Origin of the sequence: Xanthocytophaga flava, from assembly GCF_030068545.1 — a bacterium.
Lineage (GTDB): Bacteria > Bacteroidota > Bacteroidia > Cytophagales > 172606-1 > Xanthocytophaga > Xanthocytophaga flava.
This window is the reverse complement of record NZ_JASJOR010000049.1, coordinates 19,671-40,081: the sequence shown is the minus strand read 5'-3', so window position 1 is coordinate 40,081 and position 20,411 is coordinate 19,671. Positions and strand designations below refer to the sequence as shown.

Here is a 20,411-nt window from a genome sequence, read left to right as displayed (position 1 = left end):
GGCAAAAAGAAGAGTTGTCTTACAACTCAGAGAACTTATAACCACTATCATGATCACACTGGCGGGTGGAGATCCCAACAAAGTCTTTAAAACGTAAGGGGTCGGAATTTCTTCCGACCACCACTGGATACAACCGCGACTTTAATAAAAGATTTGAAAATTGGGATTATCAGGATCATACTAATCATTCTGGTAATTTATTAGAAAGTTCTATTCAAAAGTCTACCAGTTATAGGGATAAGTATCTTAGAGATTATTTTAATGGTTTTAAGATCTATCATTTTCATGATACAGGATTTAATTCTCCTATGAAGCAGTTTGCCAGACTTCATGACAATGAGTTCCTGCGTGAAGATGGAAGTAATCTGGCTGCTTTTTTATATTTTCTTCAAAAAAAGAAAGAGTCTTCATTTCAAATGATTGAAGCAACAATACGATCGATTGCTCCTTTCTTTAAAAGTTTTGATCTGACTCCTAATCGACTGAATGAAGATACAATTGAATTAAAATGGATAGAGGAAGGATCGGATATGTATCTAAATGCACATAATCTTTCAGATGGTACATTGAGAATGATTTGTCTTACAACTCTTTTGCTACAGCCTGACTTACCCAAAACTATTATTCTTGACGAACCTGAACTAGGATTACATCCTGTTGCCATTAACAAACTGGCTGGATTGTTAAAAAAAGCTGCTGAAAAAGGCTCCCAGATCATTGTTTCTACTCAGTCAGTAGGCTTGATTGATAATTTTGAGCCAGAGGATATCATTGTAACAGATCGAGAGAATCAACAATCAGTATTTAAAAGATTAAGCACTGAAGAATTAAAAGATTGGCTTGATGAGTATAGTTTGGGAGAACTCTGGAATAAAAATATTATAGGAGGACGACCATGAGTAAGCGGTTATATATTGTTGTTGAAGGTGATACTGAAGAGCAATTTGTGAAAGAAGTTTTAACTCCGTATTTCAATACATTTGAAATTTATAGTATACATGCTACTCAAATTACAACTAATAAGAGGTTAGGTGCCAAGGGAGGATTTGTAAACTATCAGCATTTAAAAAATGATGTTTTGAGACTACTTAAGCAACAAGATGTTATTGTCTCTATGCTTGTAGATTTTTACCGGATTCCTGGTTCTGTACCTGGATATGATCAGGCTATGCTTCAAAGTACTTCAATAAAGAAAATAGAAGTATTAGAGAATGCTATTAACGATGACATAAATGATCATAGATTTATCTCATATATACAAAGACATGAGTTTGAGAGTGTATTGTTTGCGTCTGATGCAGGTTTTCAAAAATACTACAATGAACCTGCTCAGGTTTTGACAAGAATTAATAGTGTTATTGAACAGTTTCCGAATCCAGAGGACATAAATGATGGACCAGAAACTGCTCCTTGTAAAAGAATTATTCAGATCATACCTGAGTACAAGAAAGTGGTTGATGGAAATATCTTAGCTCTGGAAGTTGGGATCGATACAATCCTGCAAAAGTGCCCAATGTTTAAGGCTTGGATTGAAAAGCTTCTCTTGGCAATGCGTTAATATTTGTCTTATAGAACTTTCTAGCGATACTAGTAAAGAGCTTCAATATTTTTTTTCTGCAAACGGCATATTTACCTCAGGTAAACACAGGATGATTGATAGTGGAAGTGCCTGATTTAAAAAGTTTTAAATCATATTGCAGATATTCTTTTTTTTTCTGAAACTTAACTTTGAGGAAACATCTCTTCTATTCATCCTCAGTACTTTTACATTTATTTTCAACAAACCTTTACTTACAATTTATGCAACATTTTTTACCCCTTACAAAGCGGGTGGCTATGCTGTTGTGTTTCTGGCTATGTAGTTTTACTGCCTGGGCACAAGTATCCATTACAACGCTTAACTCTGCTTATACGCAAGACTTTAATAGCCTGGCCATTAGTGGAACTGGCACCGCCGTTCCTGCAGGATGGACATTTGCAGAAAGTGGTACCAATGCCAATGCAATCTATACTGCCGGGACAGGTTCAGGAACAGCCGGAGATACGTATAGTTTTGGTTCTGCAAGCGCTACAGACAGAGCCTTCGGTGGATTGCTTTCCGGTTCTCTTACCCCAACCATTGGGGCAGGATTTACCAATAATACAGGAAGTACTATCACCTCTCTGACGATTGTGTATACAGGTGAGCAATGGCGTATTGGGGCAACCTCAGCCAACCGGACAGTGCGTGATACACTAAACTTCCAGTTTAGCACCAATGCAACCTCACTAACTACTGGTACCTGGCAGAATGCGGATGTGCTGGATTTTGTCTCACCTGTAGCTCCAGGGGCTACTGCTGGCGCTTTGGATGGAAATGCTACTGCTAACCGTCAAACCTTATCCACAACACTTACAGGGCTTTCTATTCCAGCAGGTGCTACTATCTGGATACGGTGGACAGATGCCAATGTGGCTAGTTCAGATGATGGGTTGGCTGTTGACGACTTTTCTCTAACTGCAAATGGAGAGGTAACTACTCCGGTACCAACCTTGACCGTCTCTTCCAGTATCATAGGTTTTGGAGAAATAGCTGCCAATACAACCAGTATAAAGTCTTTTACAATAACAGGAAGTAATCTGACAGATAATGTAAAAGCAGTTGTTATAGGTTTGGGTTATACTATTTCAAAAGATAGCATCTCCTTTGACACATTGGTATCTTTCGCTTCTGCAGAGGTGAGTACTCCCAAAAAAATCTTTGTACGTTTTGCTCCTACTGTATTTGGTGCTTCTACTGGCACAGTAACTATCAGCAGTCCAGATGCTCTCACACAAACTGTAAACCTAAGTGGTTCTGCTGCCAATCCTTTTGAGCAGAACTTCAATGTCTGCTCCTCTGCACTTCCTGGTGGATGGACTCAATATAGTGTAACCGGTGCACAAACCTGGGCGTGTACTACCTTTGGGCGTACAGGTAATGCCGTGCAGATCAATGGCTATTCAGGTGGGGCTGTCGAGAATGAAGACTGGTTGATCTCTCCTGCACTTGATCTAACCGGACTTACCTATCCGTTGCTTTCATTCTGGTCTCGTACTGCCTTTACTGGTCCAACATTAAAACTTCTGGTTTCTACCAATTATAGTGGAACAGGAAATCCTTCTGCAGCTGTATGGACAGAACTGAATGGACAGTTCCCTTTAGTCAATTCAGATGTATGGACGCAGTCAAGTGGTATCAATCTGGTGAACTTTAAACAAGCAGGTGTATACATTGCTTTTGTCTATACTTCTTCACCTGCATTAGAAGCTGCCCGATGGACAATTGATGACTTTTCTATCATCAATTCAACAACACCGCCTTCTCCTCTTTTAAGTACATCGATTACGCCTCTGACAGAGTTGTATTTTGAAAGCAGTGTCAATGTGCCTTCTGATGCCAGATCTTTTCAGGTATCTGTAGCTAATGCTACATCAGATTTGACTGTGTCTGTTCCTGCACCTTTTCAGCTTTCAAAAGATGGTAACAACTTCTCAGGATCTGTAGTGTATTCGGTGTCAGAACTTGATTTTACGAATACAGTATATATTCGTGCACTGCCTGCTACGGAAGGAGCGTTTGCCGGACGTATACAGCTTACAACCGGCTCTATTCATAGTACACAGGGGTACGCCACAGCTTCATCTATTAGTAAGAGTAAGACTTTTGATGTGGCTACTATGAATGTGGAATGGTTTGGGCATCCAAGTAATGGTCCTTCCAACAATGCGCTTCAGGCTGCTAACCTTCGTACATTGATTAACCGTCTGGATGTAGATATATTCACGTTGCAGGAAATCTCTGATACCGTATTGTTTGTGGATAGTGTAGCCAATCTGCTTCCTGGATATAAATATGTGGTATCCCCTTATGTCTCTAATCCTGAGACAAATGATCCCTATGCACAAAAGGTAATAACTTTGTACAAGACTGCTACTGTTAGCAAACTGAGTTCAAAAACACTACTGACAGGAGTAAATGTAAACACATTGCCTAATTATCCGGGAGGTGATCCAACACGTTTCTGGGCTAGTGGCCGTTTGCCACTTCTACTGGATGCACAGGTTACTATCAATGGAGTAAGTAAGCGTGTTGTCGTAGTAAATATTCACGCACGCGCCAACTCTGGAGATGATATTAGCCGCTATCAGATGAGAGCCTATGATGTAAAGGTGCTGAAAGATACACTGGACGCTTACTATGGTAACATTGCTTTATTGCTTCAGGGTGATTACAACGATGATGTAGACTCTACAGTAGCTCCTATTCCATCGCCACTGATCTCTTCCTATCAGCCCTATGTATTGGATAGCACTCATTACAAAACAGCTACCCGTGTATTGAGTGATGCAGGACTTCGTTCTTATATCACACAAGCTAATGTGATTGATCATATCACTATGACAGATGAACTGTTTTCAGAGCATTTGTCAGGCTCTACCCGTATTGATTATGCCTTGAATTATATTACTAATTATGAGAATACACTGTCTGACCACTTACCTTCTCTTACTCGTTTCAAATTTAAATCAGCACCATCTGTTGCTGTAACTGCGCCAGCTGCCGGTTCTGTCATTCTGAAGGGAACAGATTTGGTAGTAACTGCAACTGCTTCAGATGTGGACGGAAGTGTTACAAAGGTTGAGTTTTACAATGGAACAACATTGTTGGGTACAGATTATAGCAGCCCATATTCTTATACCATCTCTCAGGCTGCTACTGGCACATATACACTAACAGCTATTGCGTATGATGATGATAACCTTAAAACGCAATCAGCATCTGTCCAGGTTAAAGTGGTTGAAACGGGTATTCAGGGTAGTGATTGTGCCACTCCAGGGCAAAGCTATACCTATGAGTTATTTGTTGATCCTGCCTCTGTATCCAGCATTAGTTGGTGGGTTAATGGAAGCGCTACCATTGTGAAAGACCCTGCCAATGCACGAAAGGTGACTATTAACTTTACCCAATATAATAGTACTTCTGTACAGGTATATGCAGGTGTATCCTATAAGAAATCGCCTTGGTATACACAATTCAGTAAAGTAGTGAAAGTAGGGGGATGTACTCCTGCAGATACTACAACCTATCCAACAGGGATATCAGGTACTTCGTGTGCCACACCTTCTCAGGTATACGAATTTGAGTTGCAGACTAATCCTACTCTTTCTGTAAGTTCTGTCAGCTGGTGGGTAAATGGAAGTGCAACTATTACGGTTGATCCTGTTAATAAGAAGAAAGTAAAAGTTGTATTCACAAACTATAATAGCTCCAGTGTACAACTTACAGCCGGTGTGACGTATTCTTCCAGCCCATGGTATGAATCATTCAATAAAACCATTCAGATAGGTGGTTGTTCGACTTCTGCCCGTTTATTTGATGAACTATCTTCAGAGTTAACTATTCAGGCTTATCCAAATCCTGCAAATGATCGGTTAACTGTATCATTTGGTAGGTATTCAGTTGGAGATGTGAAAGTTCGCATACTGGATATATTGGGAAAAGAATACACTCTGGAAAAAAATATTGTTTCGGATAATGAAGTAGAGCTCAATACAAAGTCTCTACCATCTGGTGTGTATGTATTGCAGGTCGTATCTTCTCAGAAAACAGAGGTACTACGTGTAGTAAAACAATAATGTGATACGAATAACTATATACAAAAAAGGTCCTGTCTTTTAAAGGCAGGACCTTTTTTGTATATATATGGTGTTTCGCATACTGAATTAAACCCTTTTTTCTGGAAATCTCATAGGGAAACGAAAGTAAAGTTAAACGTTTGATAGCTCAAGCTGTTGAATTTAATTACTTACGGGTTAGTGGTGATCAAAAAGTAGTAACCTGTCATCTTGTAAATTTACCCTGATACCTTTTTTGGTTCACTGGTTCACTCTCCTATAGGAGAGTGAACCAGTGAACCAAAAAACCAGAGAAGGCAGAGTAAACCAAAATAAACCAAAAAATGAACCAAAAAAACCAAAGCAAGTCGCTGTACACTAGTAAGTTGCGTTAGTATTGCTGAGAGTAAGGTGAACCAAAGACGAACCAAAAGTGAGCTAAAAAAGTGACAGTTTTTGGTGTATTTTTGGTTCAGGCCATGAACCAGAAAATGAACCAGAAACTAAGACATTTGAATATGGAAAACCCATCTGCCATGGAGTATATAACCATTTTTTTATTGATTTGTTAGGTCCTTGTATGTTGCACAAAGTTTGTAACACTCAGTTGCCATACACAGAGTTCACAGCCAAACAAGTGCGGTGAATTTCGATCAGATTTTGATTTTGCGGTGAACGATGCGCAAGACAAAAAAGTGATCAGAATTCCAATCGAAAAAAAGTTTGCCGTGAGTTATGCGCAGCAAAGAAAATGATCGGAACTCTGATCAAAACAGAAACTGATTGGAGTTATAGGCAATTCCTCAGCCAGTCAGTAGCTCTACCTTGCCTTTGCTGAGAAAATTTTTGCCTTGAACTATGCGCAAATAAGAAACTTTTCTTATAGATGCCAATTCCTTCTATTTAAATAGGTAACTAAACCGAAATAGCCTTATTGCCATCCGCCACCCAAGCTACGATAAAGGTCTATAAGTGAGAAGAACTGATCCCGTTTTACTGTTGCCAGTTCGAGTTCAGCTTCCAGTACACTACGCTGGGCTGTGATAACTTCCAGGTAAGAGGCATAGCCTGTCACATACAAGTCATTGGAAGTAGATACTGCATTTTGCAACACATCTACTTCCTGTTTACGGTAATCATATACTTTCTGAAGGTTCTCTATTCCTTTCATACTTGTAACAACTTCCTGATAGCCGTTTAAGATCGTTTTATAATAAGTATAAAACGCTTCCTGATTAACTGCCTGAGATTGTTTATAGTTGGACTTTAGAAGGTTTCTACTAAATAGAGGACCTGTAAGGCCTCCTAAAACACCATAAGCTATAGAGGCTGGGTTAAATAATACAGAGGCATTAAAAGCATTAAATCCTGCATAAGGAGAGATGGTAAGAGAAGGCAGGAAGGCAGCGCGCATGGCTGTCACATCGGCCTTGGTTGCTTCCAGTTCCAGTTCTGCCTGTCGGATATCCGGACGATGCCGAAGCATATGTGCTGGAATACCTGACTTCACTACTGTAGTTAGTGTTTGCTGAAGAATGGGATTGCTTCTTTCAATAGGTTGAGGAAAACCTCCCAGCAAAAGGTTTAACTGATTTTCAATAATTACAATTTCCTGTTGGACACGTCCTTCCAAACTACGGGTATGTAGCAATTGTGCTGTTGACTGTTGTACTGCCAGTTCAGTAGCACGGCCTCCCATTTTCTGAGCTGTAATAGTTTCAACAGCTTTTTCCTGTAATCCGATGTTTTTCCGGATGATTTCCAGTTCATTGTCCAGCCTAAGTAGATCGTAGTAAAACTGAGAGACTTGTGCTACAAGAGCTGTTACAATGGCTTGCCTCCCTTTTTGTGAAGCCAGAAATCGGTTATAGGCAGCTTTTTTCTGATTGCGTAACTTACCCCAGAGATCTATTTCCCAACTGCTACGCAATCCAAGGAAATAATCAGGAGTAGGATTAGGTATCTTTTTCTTCCCATCTATATTTCCAGACAAATTGGTGTCATAATTACCTACCCCGTTCATAGTATAGTCCCCATATTTGTCAACACCTGCTGACGCAACTACATTTAGTGATGGCAGCAAAGCGCCACGACTCAGTTGAAAACTTGCTCTGACAAACTCTATGCGCTGACGTGCAATATTTAGATCTGGGTTGTTGTGTAATGCGGTATCTATGAGTTTTATTAATAGTGGATCAGTAAAGAAATCCTTCCAGGCGATGTCACCAATGCTGGTAGTATCAGAGCTACCAGTAAAAGTTTCCGGCAGTTTGACAAAACTATGTTGAGTGGTGACTGTTGAGACTTTACAACTTCCCAGCAACAGCACTAAAAGGATACAACTATATTTTAATGAATGGCTAAGCATTGTTCAACGTAAGAGTTTATGTATCTTCTAAAAACCTGGTGAATAATTGATTCATTAGGTTCTTAGAAGAATAGTGATGATTAATAGATGAAGTACAGACAGGACATTGCCTGCCTGTCAGAATTATTGTTCAGACTCAGTAGCTGACACTGTAGAAAGCTGGGTTGGTTTGTCCTGAAACTTCTCTGCAAGTGAGGCAAAAAGAACATACAAACCTGGTATGAGGAATACTCCAAAAATGGTCCCGATCAACATACCACCTGCTGCCGCTGTACCAATGGAACGGTTTCCCAAAGCTCCTGCACCAGAGGCTATACAGAGTGGCATCAGACCTGCAATAAAGGCAAAAGAAGTCATCAGGATAGGACGTAAACGACTAACTCCCCCTTCCATCGCAGCCTGTAACACAGAGTAGCCTTCACTTCTGCGCTGTATAGCAAACTCAACAATAAGGATAGCATTTTTACCCAGCAGACCGATAAGCATTACCAGGGCCACCTGAGCATAGATATTATTTTGAAGGCCTAAAAGCTGTAAGGAAAGAAAGGCTCCAAAGATACCAGTAGGTAAAGACAAGATAACCGGTAGAGGAAGAAGAAAACTTTCGTATTGAGCTGCCAGCAGCAAATACACAAATAACAGACAGACCAGGAATATATAGATAGCCTGATTACCTGAAAGGATTTCTTCACGAGTCATACCAGACCAGTCATAACTGTATCCTCTCGGTAGAGATTCTTTGGCTACACGTTCTACAGCTTTGATCGCATCTCCACTACTAAATCCGGGTGCTGCATCTCCGTTAATCATAGCAGAGGTGTACATATTGTAGCGAGTCAGCTGCTCAGGTCCATAGACTCTCTCCAGTTTGATAAATGTAGAGAAAGGAACCATCGCTCCATGATTGTTCTTAACATATAGTTGGAGCAGATCTTCCGGCTTAGCCCGATAAGTGGGCAATGCCTGAACCATCACTTTATACATCTGCCCAAAACGGATGAAGTTAGAGGCATAATAGCTTCCCAGATAGGTTTGTAGTGTACTCATGGCCTTATCAATTGTGACCCCTTTTTTTGCTGCCATTTCCTGATCTACATGAATCATATATTGAGGGAAACTGGCATCAAAACTGGAAAAGGCACTACTGATTTCCGGTGCATTTTTCAGTGCTGCAATAAACTTGTTAGAAACCTCCGCTGTTTCCTGAAGAGATTCTCCTGTAGTACGATTTAACAGACGAAGTTCAAAACCACTGGAGTTACCAAACCCTGGCACTGTAGGTGGAGGAAAAAACTGAATATCTGCATCCTGTATTTTTCGGGTTTTTTCTTCCAATGCAGCAATTATATCCTGGACAGATTCTTTCCGTTCGTCCCATGACTTCAGGTTAATCATTGCCATACCATACGACGCACCAGCTGCCTCTGTTAACAAACTATAGCCTGCAAGAAATGAAACAGACTCAACCGCTTTCATATCTTTTGCCACTAATTGTACTTCATCTAATACCTTCTCAGTACGTTCTACTGTAGCTCCTGCAGGAGTAGTAACATTGACATAGATCATGCCCTGATCTTCTGTGGGAATAAATCCGGTAGGTAAAAGAGAATTTATTCCCCAGGTAGCGATGAAAAAGAAGATAAGCAATGCAATTGTGATAACTCGTCTACCTGCGATAAAAGAGGTAGCCTTTTTGTACTTGCCCTCTACAGACTCATATGCTCTGTTAAATCCTCCAAAGAAACGATTTAATAATCCTTTCTTTTTGGGCGCACCATGTGTGTTTTTAAGCATAATAGCACATAAAGCCGGAGTAAGTGTAACCGCATTAATCCCTGAGATAACGATGGATATGGCCAGCGTAAGTGAGAACTGGCGGTAGAAGATACCCACAGGCCCACTCATGAATGCAACAGGTATAAACACTGCTGACATGACCAGCGTAATAGCGACAATAGCTCCACTGATTTCACGCATAGCAGCAAATGTGGCCTCCTTCGCCGACATATGTTTTTCTGCCATCTTGGTATGTACTGCTTCGACTACTACAATGGCGTTATCAACCACAATTCCAATCGCAAGAACCAAAGCGAATAAAGTGAGGAGATTGATAGAGAATCCGAGCAGATCCATAAAGAACAGTGTACCAACCAATGATACCGGAACTGCCAGAGCTGGTATGAGGGTAGAACGAAAATCCTGAAGGAAGATGAACACAACAATAAATACCAGAATACAAGCTTCTACCAGTGTCCGTAGTACTTCATGAATAGACGCATCCAGGAAACGTGATACATCATACGTGATATTGTAAGTCATTCCAGGAGGGAAAGATATTTCTTTTAGTTCCGCCATCCGTTGCTTTACATTCTCAATAACTTCCTTTGCATTGGAACCTGGACGTTGTTTGATCATGATAGAGGCCGAAAAGCGACCATCTGTTTTGGATGCCATACTGTAATCCATTGCTCCAAATTCGACATCAGCAACATCTCGAATACGTAATACGGAACCATCCGAATTAGCGCGGATAACAATATTTTTGTACTGTTCTGGTTCAAAGAACTTACCAGTGTATCGAAGTACATATTGCAGCATCTGAGGATTTTTTCCTGAGCTTTCGCCTGCTTTTCCAGGAGCAGCTTCTACATTTTGATTGCGAATAGTTTCAATTATCTCATCTGTAGAAACTTCATAGGCTGCCATTCGGTCAGGCTTTAGCCATATCCGCATGGAATACTCTCTGGACCCCATAATCTCACAGAACCCAACCCCATTGATACGTTTCAGTTCTTTAAGAACGTTGATGTCTGCAAAGTTGTAAATGAATTTTTCACCAACAGTACTGTCTTCACTCATCACATTGAGATACATGAGCATACTGTTTACTTCCTTTTCTGTGGCCACACCCGCCTTGATTACTTCTTCAGGAAGTTCATCTATAACCGTCTGGACACGGTTCTGGACGTTAACCGCTGCCAGGTCTGGATCTGTACCAACTTCAAAGAAAACCTGGATCAGGGTAGTACCATTGTTACTGGTCACTGAGGTCATGTAAGTCATGCCTGGTACACCATTAATCGCCCGCTCCAGAGGAGTTGCTACAGCTTTGGTACACACTTCCGCATTGGCACCTGTATACTTGGCTGTTACAGTAACAGAAGGTGGAACAATTTCAGGAAATTGTGTCACAGGTAATGTAAAGAGTGACAGAACGCCTAAAAATACAATAAGTAAAGATATAACTAACGACAGGACAGGCCTGTGAATAAATATGTCGAACATGATTACCTCCGTCTAATGAATAATTAAATAAGAGGAGGTCTGCCAGATGCTATTCAGGATAACTCTACAGATACATAAAAATGATTGTTCTATAAATAGAAATAATCCGAACCTTAACTTAAAAGTCCGTTAGTAAGAATAAACTTGAATGTTAATGAAATAAAAAATATAGTATTTGTTAAATGGAGTATCCCTTTGGTGGCAAGACCTCTTTTGAAGCAAGAATAGACTACTAATTACTTACCATGAGTAGTTGTAAGAAGGCTGTCCATGGCAATAAATTCGGGAACAATCTGAGATCCTTCACGAATGTTCTGAATACCCTCATAAACAACTTTATCTCCTGCCTGTAATCCGGAATCTACAATGTAAAAATGTGAGAAACGTGTTTTAGGCTTAAATTCCTTCATTTTTACTTTGTTGTTACCATCTACTACATACACATAATTTTTGTCCTGAATTTCAAAAACAGCCTTTTGTGGAACCATCAAGGCATTGTCAACATCGTTAGCCAAACGGACTTTGCCGGTAGAGCCATGTTTGAGAATTTTTTCTGGATTGGGGAAATGGGCGCGGAATGCGATGGAACCAGTACTCTCATCAAATTCACCTTCCATTGTTTCAATTTTTCCTTTTTGCTCATAGTTTGTACCATCGGCCAGAATTAGTTTGATATTTGCCGAATTAGGGTTAGCACCACTGAGCTTGGTCTTTATGTATTGTAAGTACTCATTTTCAGAGACATGAAAATAAGCATAGACCGCATTTATATCAGAAACTGTAGTAAGTAATGCTCCTTCATCAATCAAGCTGCCTGTTTTTAAAGGTATCCTGTCAATGATACCGTCAAAAGGAGCACGAATGAACGTATAAGACAATTTGAGTTCGGCATTTGCATAAGCAGAGCGGGCTTCTTCAATGCGGGCATTTGCAACAGCAAGTTTCGCTTTGGCTACTTCAAGTTCTGTTTTGGAAATAACCTTTTTTTCAACCAATAATTTAACTCTCTCCAGCTCCAGTTCATCTGTTTTCGCTTCTGCCGTAGCACTGGTTAATGCAGCTTTTGCTTTCATCAATTCAGATTTGTATTCCGCATCGTTGATTTGAAATAGAGGTTGGCCTTTTTTTACTTCTTTGCCTTCATCTACCAGTATTTTATCCAGATAACCTGATACCCGTGCTCTAATCTCTACATTGCGTACTGCCTGAATATCGGTTACATATTCATGCAGTAATATAGTGTCTTTAGTAATCAGCTTTGTTACAGGAAGTATTTCTTTAGAAGAAGAATTGTCAACCTGACCACTTGCGGTACAACCTGCTATACCTATAGCGGCCAAAGAAGTGCCGATGAGTGCACTTAGTAAGGAGTTTGTTTTCATAATTCCAAGATTTGTACGGTGAGCTAAGAATAACTTATTGTACAATATAGAACGTTTCGCCAGAAAGTAAAAGGAGTTATCTGTAAAATGTGGAAATTACTCAGAAAAGTTGTCTAAAAAGTGCGAATAGTTCAATTTTTAACTATATGATAGCATTGATAGCTAATTTTTGTATTTACATGATAATACACAAAAAAGAGTATTATTGCTTGGTTGATATATGAGCATAGCTATAGTATATATAAATAAAAAACACTATCCATTGGTTGGATAGTGTGAGTATAAATACTTGATTTTTAGCTATTTGTGCTTTTTTTATTGGGAAGTGCTCTTCTAGTGGACTATACCACATTCTTTGCAATATTTCTTTTTCCCAGGCCGATGCTTTTTAGGCTTATGTTTATGCCCAAAGTAGCTTGGGTCATTGTAACGGGGATTGCTAGCCATCTCCTGAGCTATTTTATTGTTTCTTTTGGCATTTGCCTCTCGTAAGTCACGTGCACGTTGTATACCTTCCTCAGCAGTTGGGTATTTCTTTTTAGAAAAACGCATCTCAGAAGAAAATACTCCAGACTCACTGGAAGAACTTTTGGATGAGACCTCTGTACTGGAAGCTTTATCCTTGTCATTCTTCTTCTTTTTCTTTTTTCCAAATTGGGCATGGCCTTCAGTTGCTATCAGCATGAATCCAAACGCAAATATTACAAACAGGAATCGCATCATAAAAGTAAAAGGTAACAGAAATTATGTTTGTACATACTAATAACTCCAAAACAGTATTTTAGATTGTATAAGAAGACTAATTTTTAATCGCATCTAAGCTGTTTTGTGTTTTTACTTGAATGTTTTCCAATGCTGGTAGTACTGGTTTGGAACATATCTAGTGTTCGGAATAACCTATTATTTATCCGTTTTTAGGCCTAAAAGAAACTTGGCAGGTAATATTTTTACTACTATTATATTCTGGATAAATTTTTAAAAGAGGTAAATCTCTATTTTACAACAGATCATAAACTGTAACCTGGATATCTCGGGTTGTTAGTTCATCCCTGATAATGTCTTCAATAATTTCCCATTTTCCACCTGCCAGACCAGCTCCTATACGTGGCATATGAACAGACGCGTTGTTTTGTTGTGAAAAGGTTACTACCTTTTTCAAACCTTCGCGTACTGCATCATATCTAATGGGTGGAATACCATTTAATACTTGTATATCATGCTGAGCTATCATATTGGCTACAGTGATAGTTGATTCAACAGGTACAAACTGTACTTCACCTAATAAAAATTTCTCTCCACTTTTATACCACTGTCGATAGTGTTTTTCAGGTTTAGACCATTTCTTTGAGAGTGCTACTACAAATCCCTTTCCCCATCCTCCTATATCATTGCAAATGTGGACAATGATTTTATTACCATCTCCTTGCGGATTGGTTGCATCTCCTTTAACATATTGAATGTTCATAGTTTTACATGAGTTATTACGAAGATTACATCAGTAAATATTAAATAATATGAGAGATTTCACTGAATGTATTAATGAGGGTAATATCACTAAATGTTTTGACAGTTGTTGCTCCTGATAGTAGAAAGGTAGTATAATTCTATAATTGTATGTGGGTTTTCAGAGGTATTTGGTATCTTGTATTAGCTCTGATTTGTGTAGATTCTAAGCGGAGCTGCTGATCATATAATGGTAAAAAGAAAAGCTGGATTTAGATAATCCAGCTTTTCTTTACTAATAGGAAATATTTGTTTCTTAAATAGCAAATTCCTGAACAGGGACACTCTCGTATAGTTCTTCAATAAAACCTACACCCACTGTGTTATTTGTTCCTGGATCTACACAAATAAATCCTCCATTGGATCTATTTGTCGCAAAGGTATCTGCAAAGATAGGATGTGCCAGTTTGAGTGATAGCACTGCTATATCATTAAGTTTCAACTGAGTAGCACTTTGATGCTCCAATGTATCTGGAACAATTACATGTTGAATGGCATCTATTTTGGCTTTTACCAGTTGATTGCCATGTTGTAGCCAATATACCTTACCAATGGATAGTGGTTCATGTGCCATCCAGCATACATGTGCCACAATGTATTTAGCTGCAATAGGCTCCTGACCTTTTTTTACCAGCATATTACCTCTGCTGATGTCTATATCATCTGTTAAAAGCAGGGTTACAGATTCTTTAGAATGTGCTTCATCCAGACTGCTTTCAAATTTTTGAATCTTTTTGATAACAGACGTTTGCTCAGATGGAAGCGCTGTAACCGTATCTCCTACCTTAAAAATTCCACTACTTATTTTACCTGCATACCCTCTGTAATCATGGAATTCGTCTGTACGAGGACGAACTACATATTGTACAGGCATTCGGGCTGGTAACTCATCATTATTTTCTTTTAGATTTGTTGTTTCCAGTTCCTGTAATAGCGTCTTTCCTTCATACCACGGCATCCTGTCTGATCCTTTGGCTATATTGTCACCATGCAGGCTACAAACTGGAATAAAATCAATGATCTGTCCTTCAAACTTGATCTTCTCAGCAAAAGCGTAAAAATCAGAAACAATATTGGAGAATACATCTTGTGAGAAATTTACAAGATCCATTTTGTTTACACAAACCAATACTTTGGGAATACGCAACAAGGTAGAAATAAAGAAGTGACGGTATGTTTGCTCTACAACACCATGCCGGGAATCTATCAGAATAATAGACACCTGTGCTGTAGACGCTCCTGTTACCATGTTTCGTGTATATTCTACGTGGCCAGGGCTATCTGCAATGATGTATTTGCGGGTAGGAGTAGAAAAATACACATGTGCAACATCAATAGTGATTCCTTGTTCACGTTCTGCAATAAGTCCATCTGTAAGCAGAGAAAGATCTACGAAGTCAAGGCCTTTACGTTGACTGGATGCTGCAATAGCCTCCAGTTTATCTTGTGGGATAGATTGAGTATCAAATAACAGACGCCCAATCAATGTACTTTTGCCATCGTCTACACTTCCGGCAGTATTTAATCGTAAGATATCCATTTCGGTTCAATATGGGGTAAGCGAATGGTCTGGCTAACAGCTTCTGTATATCAGCTTGACCATTCAACGTATTAAAAATATCCTTCTTGTTTGCGTTTTTCCATGGCTGCCTCACTACGCTTGTCATCGATACGTGCACCACGTTCAGAAATAACTGCGCTGAGAATTTCTTCTATGATGCCATCTATATTATTGGCATAGGATTCAACGGCTGCTGTACAAGTCATATCTCCTACTGTACGGAAACGAACTACCCGACGCTGAACGATTTCATCTGGTGTTGTATGAAGGAATTCCGAATACGGCCATATCATTCCATCTCTTTCGATAATCTCACGTTCGTGAGCATAGTATACAGATGGAATACCAATACCTTCTTCACGAATATAATTCCATACATCCAGTTCTGTCCAGTTACTAATTGGGAATACCCGGACATTTTCACCAACATTTATTTTTCCATTCAGTATATCAAACAATTCTGGTCTTTGACGTTTCGCATCCCACTGACCAAATTCATCTCTTACAGAGAAAATACGTTCTTTGGCTCTTGCTTTTTCCTCATCGCGGCGTGCTCCTCCGATACACGCATCCAGTTTCAACTCCTCAATGGCATCTAATAGAGTTACTGTCTGAAGTGCGTTTCGGCTGGCATATTTACCTGTTTCTTCTTTTACCTTACCCTGATTAATACTATCCTGTACATAACGTACCTCCATATTCAAATGAAGCTCTTTGGCTAGTTGATCCCGAAACTCAATGGTTTCCGGGAAATTATGCCCTGTATCAATATGTAATAAAGGAAAAGGAATGCGTGCCGGATAAAATGCTTTCTGAGCCAGACGTACCAGTGTAATAGAATCCTTGCCACCTGAGAAAAGCAATGCTGGACGGTCGAACTGGGCGGCAACTTCACGAATAATGTAAATTGCTTCGTCTTCTAACTGACGGGGAAATTTTCTCTTTGAGAGTACACTCATAATTCTAATGAGTAGATGTGGAATAAGTAATTAAACTATACAGCATGTATACTAACATGCTGTATATAGATTCTTTATAATGTTTGATTGTTTTTATTTTACAATACTGGATGAAGCTCCGGTTGGAATTTCGCTTGAGGAGGGTTCATGTAAACCACATTCTTTGTGTGAGACTTCCCACCACCAGCGTCCTGCTCTCAGGTCTTCTCCTGGTTCAATTGCTCGGGTGCAAGGTGCACAGCCAATGCTTTTAAAACCTTTATTGTACAGTTTGTTGTAGGGTACACGATTCTTGTCAATATATTGCTCCACTTCTTCCAGAGTCCAGGTAATCAATGGATTGTATTTGATTAATTGATTGCCTTCATCCCATTCCAGATTATGCATATGCTGGCGGTTTTCTGACTGACCTCCGCGCAAACCTGTAATCCAGATCTTCACACCCTGCAGAGCTCTTTTAAGAGGTTCTATTTTGCGAATAAAGCAACATTGCTTTCGATTGTCTACGGATTCATAGAAACTATAAGGGCCTTTCTCTGTTACAAGCTTTTCCACGGATGCCTTATCTGGAAAGTATACTTCTATATTTTGCTTGTATTTTCCCTGTGTTTCGTAGAATGTTTGGTAGGTTTCTTCAAACATCCGGCCTGTGTCCAATGTAAACACACGTACAGGTAAGCGATTCTTGAAAATGATATCACTTATTACCTGATCTTCATGACCGAATGAGGTAGAAAAGGCTACCTGGCCTGGAAATAACTCTGTCAACTGTCGAATCGCCTCGGCAATAGGTTTTTCCTGTATCTGAACGGCTATGTTATCTATCTCCTGTTGCATACAAAAAAGGAAAAAATAAGGACAAATGTATTATATAATCTATGGATTTAATAGAGATTTTTGTTGTTTTTTTATAAAAACCGTATAACAAACCAAAAAATATTGGATTTGTACTATTAGTTGTTATTGTCTACTAGTTAAATGGAAAGACAAGGTAAAATTACGCAAGTTTTACAATGAGACAAATGAAGATGAGTTGAGATGAAGTATTGGAACAACTTGCAGATTTATTGAATGTCAATATCCTGCAGATGAAAGGCCTTCTGTAATAGAATCCTGTACTTTTCCCTGATAACATTGCAACACTCTGGCTGGATGTGTTTGCAGAAATACATGGTTATGAGTAGCCATCAATACAGCTGTTCCACTTTTATTGATATCAAAAAATAATTTCAAGATTTCTTCGGCTACCTCCGGGTCAAGGTTTCCTGTAGGTTCATCGGCAAGGAGTAGCAGTGGTTCATTTAAAAGAGCTCTGGCAACCACAATGCGTTGTTGTTCACCACCTGATAATTGATGTGGCATTTTATTGCCAACAGATCCCAGACCTACCTGCATAAGAACTTCTGCAATACGCTTTTTCATTTTTGCACTATCGTACCAACCCGTTGCACGTAATACAAAAATGAGGTTGTCTGTTACAGTACGATCAAAGAATAACTGAAAATCCTGAAAAACAATACCTAATTTCCTACGTAAGTAAGGAATATCTTTTTTTCGAATATCATGTAATTCAAAATCAGAAATAGCAATATGACCTTGTTGCAAAGGCAAATCAGCATAAAGTGTTTTTAAGAGAGAGGTTTTGCCACTACCTGTTCTGCCTATCAGATATATAAATTCTCCTTTCTGAATAGAAAAGTTTACATTATCCAGAATAGGTTTGCCTCCCTGAAATATCTGGGCGTCTTTTACACGAACTATGGGATCGTCGGAAAACATACATTTCACTAATTGAATGAATGATTGGTGATAGGCGGAATGCCTTCGACCAATCATTCATTATGCCTTTAAATGGCTAGAAGCTGTAATTTGCCAAACGGCAATTCCCGAATTACATTTTCCAATTCTGTTTCTTTGCCCGCAAGCCCATATTTCTCCAGATTTTTTAACGGACGATCTGCTCGGAAATAGGCAATGAGTACAAAGTTTTCATCACGTAGCTGAATGTAATCCGGGATTTTGGCTTTGCCTTTTACTTTGATGATATACATGAATTTAGTGTTTTACAATTTCAGATTCTGGCTATATGCAAAAATCCGTAAGAACAGAGTTTATAGGAGTTCTTTGCACTATAAAGGAAACATAAAATTGTAAATCCTGATTAAGCGTTTCCTTTACGATAGTCTGCCAGGAATTTCTCAAGGCCTACATCTGTCAATGGATGTTTCAATAAAGCAAGGATTGCACTTAAAGGACCTGTCATTACATCTGCACCAAGTTCTGCACATTTAACGATGTGCATTGGGTGACGTACCGATGCTGCCAGAATTTCAGTTTCATATCCGTAATTCTGATAGATAGTTACAATTTGCTCAATAAGATCTAAGCCATCTGTTGCTACATCGTCCAAACGTCCAATAAACGGCGAAACATACGAAGCACCTGCTTTGGCCGCCAGTAATGCTTGTCCTGCGGAAAATACCAATGTACAATTTGTTCGTATGCCTTTTTCTGAAAAATATTTGATAGCCTTAATTCCATCTTTAATCATAGGAATTTTCACTACAATTTTCTCATCAATCTCAGCAAGTTCCTCTCCTTCACGAATCATACCTGCAAAGTCTGTCGCAATCACTTCTGCACTGACATTATTATCAACAATGTTACAGATGTCCTTGTAATGTTTCAGAATATTGTCTTTTCCTGTGATGCCTTCTTTCGCCATAAGAGAAGGGTTGGTAGTTACACCATCAAGAACTCCCAGATCATGAGCCTCACGGATCTCATTAAGGTTGGCTGTGTCAATAAAAAATTTCATCGGACAAGTAAGAATTATTTAGTTATCAAATAGTTTGACTTGGCATTCAACATTTCACTGAAGCATTTGCATGTATTTGAAATACAATCATACCTGTTGATAGGTTCCAGTGGAAGTAGGTATTGCAGGCAAAGGTAGAAAACCCTGTTTTTAAACAAAAGAAAAAACCCGCAACGTTTCAGAAAACCTTGCGGGTTAAAAACAAAAAGCAAGCCAAGTATCGCACCGCTACAACCACCTACCCTTGCTGCGGTCAAGCCCTGGGGGGATTCAGCAGGAGCTGGTCGTACCGGCTTGCGGGTGCAAATATAGAAATACAATTAATAATTAAAAACAGGTTGCAAAAAAAAGTCTGTCAGAATTATCAATTTATTGTATTTGTGGTTGTAAAATGCAGATTGTCAGAATGCTATTTTCTCTTGCGATGGGCTTTAAATTCTTTACGACGTTGTCTTTCTCCCTTTTTTGTGCCGGGACAACCACAATCTTTATTCTTTTTGTGTTGATCGTTGCTCTTTAGAAACCCAAATGGATCAGGGGTTTTTCTGGACGCAGTGGCTGCAGCTCGGGCATCAGCCTCCATATAAGCCGCATTATCCTTACTTTTTTTCTTCCGCTGACTATGTGCCGAAAAAGGAATAGCCAGTAATACTAATCCTAACAAGACAATCCGTGTATATTTTTTTATTTCCATAGCTATAAAATAATATCTTTTAGAAGACAAAATCTTGGTAATAGATAAAAAAGATGTATTTTACTAAATCGGCTGATATAGTGCATTCATAATCAGCTAATGTAATATTACTAAAATTGCTTTAAGAATGTGAAAAGTATAATTGAAAGTAAAACGAAAATCATGTAAGATATTTTATTGTAACAAAGAATATTTATTTTTAGC

General features: G+C 39.1%; 15 protein-coding genes. 3 read left to right on the top strand and 12 right to left on the bottom strand.

Translation table 11 applies throughout. The features are described 5' to 3' along the window. The first annotated feature begins 65 nt into the window (after nucleotides 1-65). The 3 genes from QNI15_RS36785 (at nucleotide 66) to QNI15_RS36775 (ending at nucleotide 5,658) form a co-directional block, all read left to right on the top strand. The gene (locus QNI15_RS36785; RefSeq protein ID WP_314036983.1) at nucleotides 66-899 is read left to right on the top strand and encodes an AAA family ATPase; all 834 of its coding nucleotides are present in this window, start codon (nucleotides 66-68) and stop codon (nucleotides 897-899) included. Next, a complete protein-coding gene (locus QNI15_RS36780; protein WP_314036982.1) occupies nucleotides 896-1,558 on the top strand; it encodes a DUF4276 family protein in 663 nt (220 codons plus the stop codon). The genes QNI15_RS36785 and QNI15_RS36780 overlap by 4 nt, the downstream gene beginning before the upstream one ends. A 242-nt stretch (nucleotides 1,559-1,800) precedes the next feature. Next, on the top strand, nucleotides 1,801-5,658 hold the full coding sequence (locus QNI15_RS36775) for an Ig-like domain-containing protein (RefSeq protein WP_314036979.1): 3,858 nt from the start codon (nucleotides 1,801-1,803) through the stop codon (nucleotides 5,656-5,658). 910 nt (nucleotides 5,659-6,568) lie between these two features. Here the strand turns inward: QNI15_RS36775 and QNI15_RS36770 are convergent. The 12 genes from QNI15_RS36770 to QNI15_RS36715 all read right to left on the bottom strand — a co-directional run bounded on the left by QNI15_RS36770 (nucleotide 6,569) and on the right by QNI15_RS36715 (nucleotide 20,207). Continuing rightward, the gene (locus tag QNI15_RS36770; RefSeq protein WP_314036977.1) at nucleotides 6,569-8,005 is read right to left on the bottom strand and encodes a TolC family protein; all 1,437 of its coding nucleotides are present in this window, start codon (nucleotides 8,003-8,005) and stop codon (nucleotides 6,569-6,571) included. A 123-nt stretch (nucleotides 8,006-8,128) separates the two neighbouring features. Further along, nucleotides 8,129-11,290: an efflux RND transporter permease subunit gene (locus QNI15_RS36765; protein ID WP_314036975.1), complete on the bottom strand. Its 3,162-nt coding sequence runs from the start codon at nucleotides 11,288-11,290 to the stop codon at nucleotides 8,129-8,131. 236 nt (nucleotides 11,291-11,526) lie between these two features. Further along, nucleotides 11,527-12,672 carry an efflux RND transporter periplasmic adaptor subunit gene (locus tag QNI15_RS36760; RefSeq protein WP_314036973.1) on the bottom strand — a complete coding sequence of 382 codons (1,146 nt, stop codon included), beginning with the start codon at nucleotides 12,670-12,672 and terminating at the stop codon, nucleotides 11,527-11,529. A gap of 333 nt (nucleotides 12,673-13,005) precedes the next feature. Further along, complete coding sequence (locus QNI15_RS36755) at nucleotides 13,006-13,395, bottom strand: hypothetical protein (protein ID WP_313980830.1); 390 nt, start codon at nucleotides 13,393-13,395, stop codon at nucleotides 13,006-13,008. 274 nt (nucleotides 13,396-13,669) lie between these two features. After that, nucleotides 13,670-14,137 carry a macro domain-containing protein gene (locus tag QNI15_RS36750; protein ID WP_313980827.1) on the bottom strand — a complete coding sequence of 156 codons (468 nt, stop codon included), beginning with the start codon at nucleotides 14,135-14,137 and terminating at the stop codon, nucleotides 13,670-13,672. Nucleotides 14,138-14,431: 294 nt separating this feature from the next. Further along, the gene (locus QNI15_RS36745; protein WP_313980825.1) at nucleotides 14,432-15,715 is read right to left on the bottom strand and encodes a sulfate adenylyltransferase subunit 1; all 1,284 of its coding nucleotides are present in this window, start codon (nucleotides 15,713-15,715) and stop codon (nucleotides 14,432-14,434) included. Nucleotides 15,716-15,786: 71 nt separating this feature from the next. Then, entirely contained in the window at nucleotides 15,787-16,695 is a 909-nt protein-coding gene (gene cysD, locus QNI15_RS36740) for a sulfate adenylyltransferase subunit CysD (protein ID WP_314036972.1), read from the bottom strand. A gap of 93 nt (nucleotides 16,696-16,788) precedes the next feature. After that, nucleotides 16,789-17,532, bottom strand: a complete 744-nt coding sequence (locus QNI15_RS36735) for a phosphoadenylyl-sulfate reductase (RefSeq protein ID WP_314036970.1) — start codon at nucleotides 17,530-17,532, stop codon at nucleotides 16,789-16,791. A 237-nt stretch (nucleotides 17,533-17,769) separates the two neighbouring features. Beyond that, the gene (locus tag QNI15_RS36730) at nucleotides 17,770-18,474 is read right to left on the bottom strand and encodes a cell division ATP-binding protein FtsE (protein WP_313980820.1); all 705 of its coding nucleotides are present in this window, start codon (nucleotides 18,472-18,474) and stop codon (nucleotides 17,770-17,772) included. A 68-nt stretch (nucleotides 18,475-18,542) separates the two neighbouring features. Then, entirely contained in the window at nucleotides 18,543-18,746 is a 204-nt protein-coding gene (locus QNI15_RS36725) for a fructose-6-phosphate aldolase (protein ID WP_313980817.1), read from the bottom strand. A 110-nt stretch (nucleotides 18,747-18,856) separates the two neighbouring features. After that, nucleotides 18,857-19,513, bottom strand: coding sequence for a fructose-6-phosphate aldolase (fsa, locus tag QNI15_RS36720; protein ID WP_313991565.1), 657 nt, complete (start codon nucleotides 19,511-19,513; stop codon nucleotides 18,857-18,859). Between the two features lie 409 nt (nucleotides 19,514-19,922). Next, nucleotides 19,923-20,207: a hypothetical protein gene (locus tag QNI15_RS36715; protein ID WP_314036968.1), complete on the bottom strand. Its 285-nt coding sequence runs from the start codon at nucleotides 20,205-20,207 to the stop codon at nucleotides 19,923-19,925. Nucleotides 20,208-20,411: the final 204 nt, after the last annotated feature.

Excerpts from the sequence above, each read along its gene's own strand:
- QNI15_RS36780 (WP_314036982.1), top strand. The coding sequence starts at position 896 with ATGAGTAAGCGGTTATATATTGTTGTTGAAGGTGATACTGAAGAGCAA.
- QNI15_RS36755 (WP_313980830.1), bottom strand. The coding sequence starts at position 13,395 with ATGATGCGATTCCTGTTTGTAATATTTGCGTTTGGATTCATGCTGATA.
- QNI15_RS36735 (WP_314036970.1), bottom strand. The coding sequence starts at position 17,532 with ATGCAACAGGAGATAGATAACATAGCCGTTCAGATACAGGAAAAACCT.
- QNI15_RS36725 (WP_313980817.1), bottom strand. The coding sequence starts at position 18,746 with ATGTATATCATCAAAGTAAAAGGCAAAGCCAAAATCCCGGATTACATT.
- QNI15_RS36775 (WP_314036979.1), top strand. The coding sequence starts at position 1,801 with ATGCAACATTTTTTACCCCTTACAAAGCGGGTGGCTATGCTGTTGTGT.
- fsa (WP_313991565.1), bottom strand. The coding sequence starts at position 19,513 with ATGAAATTTTTTATTGACACAGCCAACCTTAATGAGATCCGTGAGGCT.
- QNI15_RS36730 (WP_313980820.1), bottom strand. The coding sequence starts at position 18,474 with ATGTTTTCCGACGATCCCATAGTTCGTGTAAAAGACGCCCAGATATTT.
- QNI15_RS36745 (WP_313980825.1), bottom strand. The coding sequence starts at position 15,715 with ATGGATATCTTACGATTAAATACTGCCGGAAGTGTAGACGATGGCAAA.
- cysD (WP_314036972.1), bottom strand. The coding sequence starts at position 16,695 with ATGAGTGTACTCTCAAAGAGAAAATTTCCCCGTCAGTTAGAAGACGAA.
- QNI15_RS36750 (WP_313980827.1), bottom strand. The coding sequence starts at position 14,137 with ATGAACATTCAATATGTTAAAGGAGATGCAACCAATCCGCAAGGAGAT.
- QNI15_RS36770 (WP_314036977.1), bottom strand. The coding sequence starts at position 8,005 with ATGCTTAGCCATTCATTAAAATATAGTTGTATCCTTTTAGTGCTGTTG.
- QNI15_RS36765 (WP_314036975.1), bottom strand. The coding sequence starts at position 11,290 with ATGTTCGACATATTTATTCACAGGCCTGTCCTGTCGTTAGTTATATCT.
- QNI15_RS36715 (WP_314036968.1), bottom strand. The coding sequence starts at position 20,207 with ATGGAAATAAAAAAATATACACGGATTGTCTTGTTAGGATTAGTATTA.
- QNI15_RS36760 (WP_314036973.1), bottom strand. The coding sequence starts at position 12,672 with ATGAAAACAAACTCCTTACTAAGTGCACTCATCGGCACTTCTTTGGCC.